Below are 988 nucleotides of genomic sequence, written 5' to 3' on the forward strand. Positions count from 1 at the left end.
GGAGGACTTCCCGAAACTATTACCGGGCTTCTCAACGTAATCCGTAAATGCGAAAGATCTCCAACTTCGTTACCGTACGTAATGTGGCAGGAAAGTGTTCCAACGATCTGCGGAACCCGGTCTTGAGGACCTTCCAACACTTCAGGTGGGCGACAGCGCGTTCAACGGCGGCGCGAAGCCGGTTGAGTGCGGTGTTGCACGCGCGTCGGACCTCGGTCAACTCCCGACCCCGAGGCTTCTTGTACGGACTCACGATGCCGGCACCCTGGTACCCCTTGTCACCGATCATCCCGGGCCCGCCGGGGGCGTGGTGGCCGGCCCAACGGGCGGCGATCCCGGACACGTCGAACGCCTTCCGGTCGTGCATGCCACCCGGACACGGATCACCCACATCGACCACCCGCCCGGCGAGGTTGGCCACCACCTGCACGTTCTGCCCACAGAAGCCCTTCTTCTCAGAGAACAACCCGTCGACGCCGTCGCGTTCCCCGACCGGCGCGACCAGACCATCGACCAGGACCGCGTCCCGGCGGGCCCGGTCACGGACCCGCTCGTACAGCGGGGTCAACACCACGTCCACCAGCGGCTCCAGCTCCTCCTGATACCGCTCCACGGTCGTCGAACCGCAGCCGAAAACCTCACCGATCACGTCCGGCGCCAGATTGTGCCGCAGCCCGAACAACACCAGCACCAACGCCGTGTACAGCGGCAACGCCCGAGGGCGCCCCACCGGCAGGTCCCAGTCGACCAGCGCGTCCACCTGCTCGTACAGCCAGTCCAGTTGATCGGAATCCAGTCCGGTCATACGCTGGCAGCGCGGCGGCCGGCCGTCGATCGTTTGAGTCCACACAACCCAGATGATCTAGACGTCGCCGGCCGCCGTTTCCACAAGCGACACGCCCAACTTGGTCACACCACAGACCGTCACCCCACGTAACATCGACGAACCTCGGTGCCAATCGGCTCGAAGCCTATTGGGAAGTCCTCC

Annotated in this window: 1 protein-coding gene; it reads right to left on the reverse strand. The window is 64.6% G+C overall.

Going from position 1 to position 988, the window contains the following annotated elements; translation table 11 throughout:
* Positions 1-31: 31 nt before the first annotated feature.
* Positions 32-805 carry a transposase family protein gene (locus ACFHWT_RS31335; protein WP_416598310.1) on the reverse strand — a complete coding sequence of 258 codons (774 nt, stop codon included), beginning with the start codon at positions 803-805 and terminating at the stop codon, positions 32-34.
* Positions 806-988 lie beyond the last annotated feature (183 nt).

It is taken from the genome of Micromonospora sp. LOL_021, assembly GCF_048060215.1.
Lineage (GTDB): Bacteria > Actinomycetota > Actinomycetes > Mycobacteriales > Micromonosporaceae > Micromonospora_E.

Bases quoted from the DNA above. Each gene is read 5' to 3' on its own strand.
- ACFHWT_RS31335 (WP_416598310.1), bottom strand. From the start codon at position 805: ATGACCGGACTGGATTCCGATCAACTGGACTGGCTGTACGAGCAGGTG.